General features: G+C 50.4%; 6 protein-coding genes. 1 reads left to right on the top strand and 5 read right to left on the bottom strand.

Features of this window, described 5'->3' with window-relative positions; translation table 11 throughout:
- Positions 1-177: 177 nt before the first annotated feature.
- The 5 genes from ACX1DY_RS06740 to ACX1DY_RS06720 form a co-directional block, all read right to left on the bottom strand.
- Complete coding sequence (locus tag ACX1DY_RS06740; RefSeq protein WP_458963408.1) at positions 178-2367, bottom strand: alpha-galactosidase; 2190 nt, start codon at positions 2365-2367, stop codon at positions 178-180.
- Between the two features lie 118 nt (positions 2368-2485).
- Positions 2486-3109: a hypothetical protein gene (locus ACX1DY_RS06735; RefSeq protein WP_458963407.1), complete on the bottom strand. Its 624-nt coding sequence runs from the start codon at positions 3107-3109 to the stop codon at positions 2486-2488.
- 565 nt (positions 3110-3674) lie between these two features.
- Positions 3675-4613: a bacteriophage abortive infection AbiH family protein gene (locus tag ACX1DY_RS06730; protein WP_458963406.1), complete on the bottom strand. Its 939-nt coding sequence runs from the start codon at positions 4611-4613 to the stop codon at positions 3675-3677.
- 130 nt (positions 4614-4743) lie between these two features.
- The gene (locus ACX1DY_RS06725; RefSeq protein ID WP_458963437.1) at positions 4744-5637 is read right to left on the bottom strand and encodes a LysR family transcriptional regulator; all 894 of its coding nucleotides are present in this window, start codon (positions 5635-5637) and stop codon (positions 4744-4746) included.
- A 579-nt stretch (positions 5638-6216) separates the two neighbouring features.
- Complete coding sequence (locus ACX1DY_RS06720; RefSeq protein ID WP_458963405.1) at positions 6217-7620, bottom strand: transposase; 1404 nt, start codon at positions 7618-7620, stop codon at positions 6217-6219.
- Positions 7621-7984: 364 nt separating this feature from the next.
- Between ACX1DY_RS06720 and ACX1DY_RS06715 the strand changes: the two genes are divergently transcribed.
- Complete coding sequence (locus ACX1DY_RS06715) at positions 7985-8725, top strand: SDR family NAD(P)-dependent oxidoreductase (protein WP_458963404.1); 741 nt, start codon at positions 7985-7987, stop codon at positions 8723-8725.
- The last annotated feature ends 126 nt before the right edge of the window (positions 8726-8851 follow it).

Genomic DNA, 8851 nt, shown 5'->3' with positions numbered 1-8851 from the left:
CGGATTTTCACCGCTAAGGGGAATGAAAAAAATCTGGAGAGCACAGCGATTGGAACAACGGTCCGTTCGCGGAGCGTCCTCACCACGAGCTAACGTATCTCTAACTCAAAAACGAGGGGGGCCTCAAGCAGCCATTTCATGGCTTTTGAGACACCCCCTTTTTCAGTTGATAACGATCTATATTTTGCGGAAGCGCCACAGAACGCTTTGGAAATCTCCGTGCAGCGCAGGCAGCGGCAGCCCCGCATACATGAGATGGTCCCCGCCATATACGCCGCCGTCTTCAAGCCACTGGTAATCGGCCTCTGGATCAAGACCCTTGAGGCGCAGAAAATGTAGAGCATCATTAGGCTGGGCCAGCGTGCGGGCATATACGACCACAGCCTCGGATTTATCCTCGGCGGCAATCAGCCACGCCGTCTCATTGCCTTCAAAAGGGCTCTGCAATCTGTACTGCTCTCCGAACTGCACAAGCGGACGCAGCTCTTTATACAGCGCCACCTGCTCCTTCACCGTTGCCTTCTCTTCTACCGAAAATTTCGTCAGATCCAGCTCATAGCCGAAATTGCCCGACATGGCCACATGACCGCGCAGCTCAAGCGAAGTATTGCGGTGAACCTGGTGGTTCGGCACTGCCGACACATGGCTGCCCATCGCGCTCAGCGGATAGACAATGCTTGTTCCGTACTGGATTTTGAGCCTGCTGACGGCATCGGTATTGTCGCTTGTCCAGGTCTGCGGCATATAATAGAGCATGCCCGGATCGAACCGTCCGCCGCCGCCGGAGCAGCTCTCGAACAGCACCTCCGGGAATTCCGAGGTAATTCGCTCAAGCACACTGTAGAGGCCCAGCATGTAACGGTGAGCTGTTTCCCGTTGTCTCTCCGGCGGCAGCAGTGCAGACCCGATTTCGGTCATATTGCGGTTCATATCCCATTTCACATAGGTAATCGGCGCGCTGTGCAGCACATCCGCAATCCGGTCGCCAATCGCCCGGCAGACATCCTCCCGCGAGAAATCCAGCACAAGCTGCATCCGGGCCAGCGTTCTGCGGCGCTGCGGCACATGCAGGCACCAATCGGGATGCTGGCGGTACAGCTCACTGTCCGGGGAGATCATCTCCGGCTCAAACCACAGGCCAAACTGCATATCCAGCTTATTCACCCGCGCAGCCAAATCCGCCAGACCCTTAGGCAGCTTCTTAGGATCAACAAACCAGTCGCCAAGCGAGCTGCGGTCATCATCGCGGTGTCCGAACCAGCCGTCATCCAGTACGAACAGCTCCATGCCAAGCTCACTGCCTGCCCGGGCAATATCTTCAATCTTGTCAGCGGTAAAATCGAAATACGTGGCTTCCCAGTTATTTACCAGCACTGGACGTGTACGATCGCGGTAGGATCCACGGGCCAGACGCGTGCGATACAGCTTGTGATAGGTTCTGGACATCGCACCAAGACCGTCCGCCGAGAAGACCAGCACCGCTTCCGGGGTCTGGAACGACTGGCCCGGCTCCAGCAGCCAGCTGAAGTCAAAAGGATTCATCCCGATGGACAAGCGGGTGGTCTTGTACGGCTCCACCTCGGCTTGGGCGGTGAAGCTGCCGCTGTAGACGAGACTGACCCCGTACACCTCTCCGTGATCTTCATCCGCCCCTTTGGAGAGCAGGGCAAGGAACGGATTGTGGGCATGGCTGCTCGCGCCCCGGCGGCTCTCAATGCCCTGCATGCCAGGAGCAAGCGCTCTGCGCTCCACATAACGTTCCCGTGCCCATGAGCCTGACAGGTGCAGCAGGTCATAGCTGGAATCGCGCAGGTCTACACTCATGCTGAGTCCGCGCAGCAGCTTCAGCGAACCTGCACCTTCGTTCACAAAACGCACAGAACGCGTAATCGCATTCAGTTCGCCAAATACAGTGTAGCTCAGAATAATCCGCAATCCGGCAACAGCATCAAGCAGCTCCAGCTCCAGCGTTTCGGCCTCGTCCTCATGCTCTGTATAAGTGGCCGGAAGTCCTTCAAGCGCGGATTTGCCTTTATAGATACGGTGCTTGTCGTACACTGCCTCAGAAGCCGTCGTTCCATCCGCAGCTTGGATTTGATAGGCCGGATGGCGGAAATCCCCTGCTCCGTACGATGGATATTCCTGGGCAATTGTGTCATACGAGATCGACATATCCTCCGGAAAAGGGCTTGGCGAGAAGGAGCACCGCTCCGTGCGCTGCAGAATGGCGGACAATCCGGTTGCACGGATTTTCCTGCCCCAATATACATGTGCCGGAATGCCGGTCGGCAGCAATTGAATAACATAGCTGGTTGCGCTGCTCTGAATATGAAAGATACGTTCCTCAGAAAAATATTGAATGCCCATTTGTTCCTCCTAAGATTTTGTTAGCATAAGCTACATGAATTTTCTCTACAAAACTCAGTTTTGTTAGTATATGCTCAGTATATAGTGAAATCGCTTTTATTTCATCTATGCGGAGAAATCATTTGGCATATTGCAGGATCGCAATCGCGGCCCGTTCCCGGCGTTCAATATCCTCGCTATACAGAGCGGACTTAAGAACAGCGAGCGCTTCGGCTAATGTCTCATCATCCACTTTTCCTGCCTTGTCCCCATTCATATTGCCCTCCGCCGTTAAGCCTGCAATCCATAAATCAAGATTTGCCCTTGGCAGCGGCCCTGTGTACTGCGAGACAAGCGCCTCACCCGCCACCCACTCCCGCACAGAATGATTAAGCTCAGCAATGGGTACACTCTTCAGCCAGGTCACCCCCCGCCGGTGGCAGCGTCCATCCCCGGCATTGTCAGAAGCCTCATCATAGAAATAATCACCCAGGTCGCCCAAATACGCCCACTGTTCATCCGCGACCAGCACGTAATCCCCATCCTGCATGCTATGTACAAAAAGCTCCAGACTCTCCAGATTTGCTTCCAGCTCCCGCCCCTGAACCGCACCGCTCTGAACCAGCCTTCTGCGGATTTCCTCCCTGTCCACGTTATCCAGATCACCGATGCCCGTATATCCGATGCAGACATAGTTATCCTGAAGGAACTCTTGTATCCGCTCAATGCAGAGCGGCTGTGTCTTTAGCTGAAACAGCTTCATAGCTCTTCCCCCTTCTGCTATTCTTTCACCTTAGACTATACGAAATTATACAACAAAAAACCAAGTAATCAGGCGAATAATAGCGCTTACATTAGAATGCAATCAAAAATAGACCCAAATTTAAAGTATTCGCCTTTTTACTAATCCGCTGTCCGGGGGTATAATTCAGGTATCAACTCAAGGAACCATACACTGCAGAAAGGAACAACGGCGGGCAGCTACAATCGCTTCGCGGGGTCACTTTGGCAGATGTACTCCCTGAGATTGAGACTATATCTTTGATCCTGTCGGTAAAGCTTTCAATCCATCCCGGAACGAAATGGTGCGGGCTTCCTAAAGCTCAAATGTTGAAACATCAATCCAATCGTTACCAGGGGATGAATTAGAGAAGATTTAACGGGCAGGATAGGCAAATCTACTGCCGCCTCGGACCGATTTCTACCCGGCTGAGTACAAAGGATAGGATAAGGAGTCTGAGAAGAACATGGGTATAGTGGTTACAGCATAGACCTCTATTATTGATGAATAATCAATAATAGAGGTTTATGTGTGTTTGGGACCCATTTTAAGAGATATGATAAGTGCTGAAATCCCCGCGGAACTTACACCTTCTAATCATCTCCTGGTATTCTGCCCGCTTGTCAGGGCTTTCGAAATCATTTAGGTACCAGGTGATCTTCGCTGTGTCCACCCTTTTGCAGATCTCTTCAATATAGATTTTATCAACCTCCGCGAAGGAAAATCCGAATGAATAGATACTGTCAACGGAGGATGTAAGCCCCTCAAAAAAATGCTTGTGCTTCAGCATGGCGCCAGCGGTATTTTTCCGGAGCAGCTTCTGAATTTCCTGCAGTCCTTCTTCTGAACCCGTATACATCTCCATATTGGTCTCATAATAATCTTCATCATTGCCATGTCCAAACAGCAGGTCACCTCCTTGCTCGCCGTGGATATGACAGACATTTTTGGCCCGATACAGGATTTCCAAGGTTCTCGTGTAGTTGAACGTCAGAAAATGATCGTCTTCTGTATTAATAAGTGCGGCAAAATCATCTTTACTTGAAATTTCTTCAATATCCTCAATCGTATCTATCCAATCGGTAAAATAATCAGTAATGCGCCGGGTGGGTTCAATCAGACTATTGACCAAATCTTCAATGTTGAATGCATTCTTGCTATAATCCGGATCTCCGTCTTCATCCAGCTGCTCTTCAATACTATCAATCCATTCGCTAAGGTCCAAAACACCCAATGAAGTCTCAAGATCACTCCATTTATCCGCCTCAGGCTCGACATTGGATATTAGCCGAAGCAAGTAGGATACCGTGTCAACATCGTCATATACCTCATCTCCACGGGGCATGGTTGTACTTTCGGGTACTGTAAAATTGTCGCCATCCGACTCAGGATACTCTTCTTTCAGGTATTGATGGAAATGCTCATAGGATGTCTTCATTCTGTGCGCCAAATCAAATCCATTTCCCACAATAAACAGCTTGGCCATCGCAGCTCCTTCTTTCCACAATATTAGGGGGTTATACAGATCTAATTTATCTTATTATTAATATGTTATTATCTTGTTGTTAATATCAATATAATCTCGTCTTCTCCTTTTGTCAACATTCACCAACTATTTAGAGGAGAGGGAGCTCCGCCAGCTCCTGCTTCAGAAATTGATACAGGCTCCGGCTGGCTGAATTCAAGGGGTAATCAGCCATTCGGCAGGCTATGCCGCAGGTCATATCCACAGCTTGTCCCTCCAGCTTACGGAATATAGTTCCGGTTGGTACGGGATGAAGTGTAACCTCCGGCACAAGCGCGATTCCGAGCCCGCTCTCCACGTAGAATTTCAAGGCGGACATACTGCCGATTTCCATCGTATCCAGCGGCGGGCCAGCAGATTCCTGCAGCACGCTTTCGAGTTTTTTGCGGTAAGGGCAATGGGGTGCAGTAATCAGCAGGCGGTGTCCACGTAGATGGTCTGCAGTGATCTTCACCTCTGAGGCAAGAGGATGCTCCTCAGGCATTAACAGCACGAACGGCTCCGTGAACAGCGGCTCAAAATGCAGCTCCTTTCCCAGCTCCGGGGCCGAGCACAGCACAAGATCCAGCTCTCCATGAAGCAGCCGCTCACACAGCGCACCCGTACCGGATATATCTACGGACAGCTCCATTTTGGGAAACTGAGACATGAATTTGCGCAAAATTACAGGCAGCCGGTAGCTGGCTGTAGGGTCGGTTGCACCTATACGCACACTCCCTGCTTCACCTGATTTCAAGTCGGCCAGGCTGCTCTGCAGCCGTTCCATATCCTTCACAATGCGCAGACTCTGTTCGTAGAACAAGCGTCCGGCTTCAGTCAAGCTGATGCCTTTGGCGCGTTCAAGCAGCTCAACCCCAAGGCCCGCTTCCAGCTTCTGAATTTGCATCGTGACCGTTGACTGGGCATAATTCAGCTCTTCCGCCGCACGGTTGAAGCTTCCGGTACGGATGATGGCGTGAAAGGTTTTTAATGTTTTCAGGTCCAGAATAGTTCCCTTCTCTCTGCTTCAAGTTTTGTTGCAGCATAAGTTGAACTTTAGATTTTCATATTAGGGTTTGGTCGTAACTGCGGGGAATGTTTGGACTTCCGGCCGCTGTTGTCTGCAGATTTCTTGATTATATACCGCTCTCGCGGTGGAAATCCGCAGACAGCTTATGCTTACGATGCCAGCTTTCCTACGGAAAGCTTTTAGGCGGTCGCGTTCGCTCCTCCAGTTCCAAACTTCCCCTCCGCACTCCTACCTTTTTTATGATTTTATGATCAACTTATATAGTATCAATTCAAAATAATTGAACATATCCTTCAATACATTCAATTATACAAAATCGAAGAAACTTAATAAAATACTCTATGTAGCTGGCCACGCTTTACTTCACGGCACCATCAGAAGATGATTAACGGTCATTGGAGTATATGGAAGTCGGGGCGTGATTGCACTTTCTGCAATAGAAAATCCATTATTCTGTGATGAATGGCCTTCTGCTGTATTTCGGAGTCAATTTCATAATTCAGTTTGCTGAATAGCGTACTCGGCCAAAAATCGCGGTCATTTTTTTAAAAAAAATCAGGCAACTTGCTGGGATTTGCTCAACTGCTTGTTCAACTTGTCTAGTGCAAACTTACTGAGATTGTAGGCCAACGTACTGAGCTGGAAATCGACGCTTGCACGGACGCCGCGGTGACGTGTGCGCTTCATGCCAAAATACTCTTTGAGATATGCAAAAACACGCTCCACAGCCGTTCGCTTATTATACAGCTGCGTAAAGCTCTCACTGCCTCTTGCTGGATAGGTATGCTTACGCAAATCCGTTTTTATGCGGATTTTAAAAACCTTTTGGCAGTCAGAACCGGAAAGCGGACAGTCCTTGCACTGGCTAGGCTTGGTATACCGCAGGGTTTCGTACTTGGCATCAAAACTGTCGTAGCGGTAGGCATGGCCCTGCGAGCACATGGGAGTGTAGTCCTGGTTCATCCCCTCGGGCGGTTTTTTGTGGTGAATCATTTTAATTATAGGATAGGCTCCTAACGAATGAATCAACTGGTAAATGGCCGAGCTGTCATACCCTTTGTCACCCAAGACATGTTTCACTTTCAGTGCAGGAAACTTTAGGCGCAGACCTTTAAGGAGTAGGACGGCCATGCGCTGGTCATTCAAATTCGCCGAACTCCATATGCCGCTAAGCATATACTGACAGTCCGTATCGACCAGCAAATTCGCCTTAAAACCGTAATAACTGGTGAGTCTGCCCTTCGCATTTTTCTTGTCACAACGTGCAGCATGCCGGGGTAGCGCTGCAAGGAGTTCGTCATACGTGTAAGGCAGCATCGCTTCAATGGTTTTCTCAAAGGGTCCCAGGGTCTTTTCATAGGCTTCGCGTTCTTGGCGCCGGCGTTCCTTTTCTTCAGCAGAAGGACGTCCACGCGGGTAAACGGGTTTCTTGAGCGGCTCGTTCACGGACTGGGGCTCCGGCTCGGTGAGTTCTAACTGCAGTTGCTGGGCCACCGGAGCATCGCTTGACTTTTTGGCACGGCGGGCCGCGCGGCGTTTGGACGCATTTTCGCTAAATTGGCAATCCCAAGCCTCCACAATGGAGGAATCAACGGCGAGATGTGTACCGGTAACAAAGCCTTCTTCCATGGCAGACAGCACCAAGGTATCCTGCAGTTTCTCAAGCATACTTGTCTGCTCAAGCGCATGAATCAAACGGGTGTACGAGGCCGGACTTGGGATGCTGTTGGAGCCGGTAAAGCGGCACTGTGCTCGAAACTCCTCGCTGTGCTTAAGACGCCGGATCAATGCAGAAACAAACTCTATGCCTTCCATTTTAGCGATGAGCAGCGAGTAGATCATGGCAGGGACGTTTAGTTCTTCCGGCCGACCACGGTTGTTCTTCTTTCGAAGGGCGTGCAGAACCGTGGCAAGGTTTAAGTGTTCAAAGATTTGACTGTATTTATCTTCCGGGCGCATAAGGAGCAAATCCTCAAAGGAAAACAGCTCTTCTTGTCGAATAGAATAGATAGGGATTACCTCTCTTCTTTCTCGGATGTTGGTTTCGTCGCCTATATCTTCGAGAATTTGGGGAGGTACTCCTTTTTCTATGCTCAAAAAAACCAGTCATAGCAAGGGTTTTGAATTATGAAATTGTCTCTTTCGTACATTAGATTTCTGTACTACGGGCCAAAAGCAGGTTTTCGGCTCAATTCGGCTGCACAGAATGCAATAGATTCTGTTTTCCGGCCGATTCAGAGAGGATCTGCTGCAGAAAGTGCAACAGAAGGCTTTCGGCTGATCTCGAAATAAGCACAATAATTCAATCAAGGAGTGAATGGGCATGGAATTGTCAGGCAAAGTGGCACTAGTAACTGGTGGAGGCACCGGCATTGGCCGGGCAACCAGTCTCGAGCTGGCTAATCGCGGAGCTATCGTCGCCGTTAACTATTCCCGTTCGGAGACGGAGGCACTGGAAACGGTCCAGATGATCATTGATCGGGGAGGGCAGGCTATTGCAGTACGCGCCGACGTGTCTAAGGATACTGAAGTGCGGAATATGACAGAACAGATCGCCGGAAGCTTTGGGACTATTGATCTGCTCGTGAATAATGCCAGTATTACGAAGCATCTTCCCATGAGTGATCTGGAAGCAGCCACGGAGGAGGTATGGGATGATTTGTTTGATGTGAATGTCAAAGGTATGTTCTTTTGCGCCCGGGCAGTGGCGCCATATATGAAAAAGAACAAGCAAGGCGCCATCCTCAATCTCGGCAGCATTGCCGGAACTACCGGAGCAGGCTCCTCTCTTCCCTACGCGGTATCCAAAGCCGCTGTGCATGGGCTGACCAAATCCCTGGCCCGCGCGCTGGCCCCGGACATCCGCGTCAACTGCATAGCACCGGGTGCTGTCGCCACCAGATGGTGGGCGGGCCGCGAAGAGCAAATGCGCCAGCTCGCCCCGAATCTGCTGCTGCAGCGCATCGCCACGCCGGAGGATATTGCCCGGTCCATTTGCTACGCTCTAGAGCAGGAGGCTATTACCGGACAGATCATTACAGTGGACAGCGGGCAAACACTGTAATACTGTACCTCCTTCTACCTGGATGTAAAAGACTGTCGCGATTGAAACAACGATGCGTTCGCGGAGCGTCCTCACCAAGCGCTTACGTATATCTTGCGCAAAAAACGAGGGGGGTCCCAAGCCACT

This window comes from Paenibacillus sp. BAC0078 (genome assembly GCF_054483875.1).
This window is presented reverse-complemented; position numbering and strand designations above follow the sequence as displayed.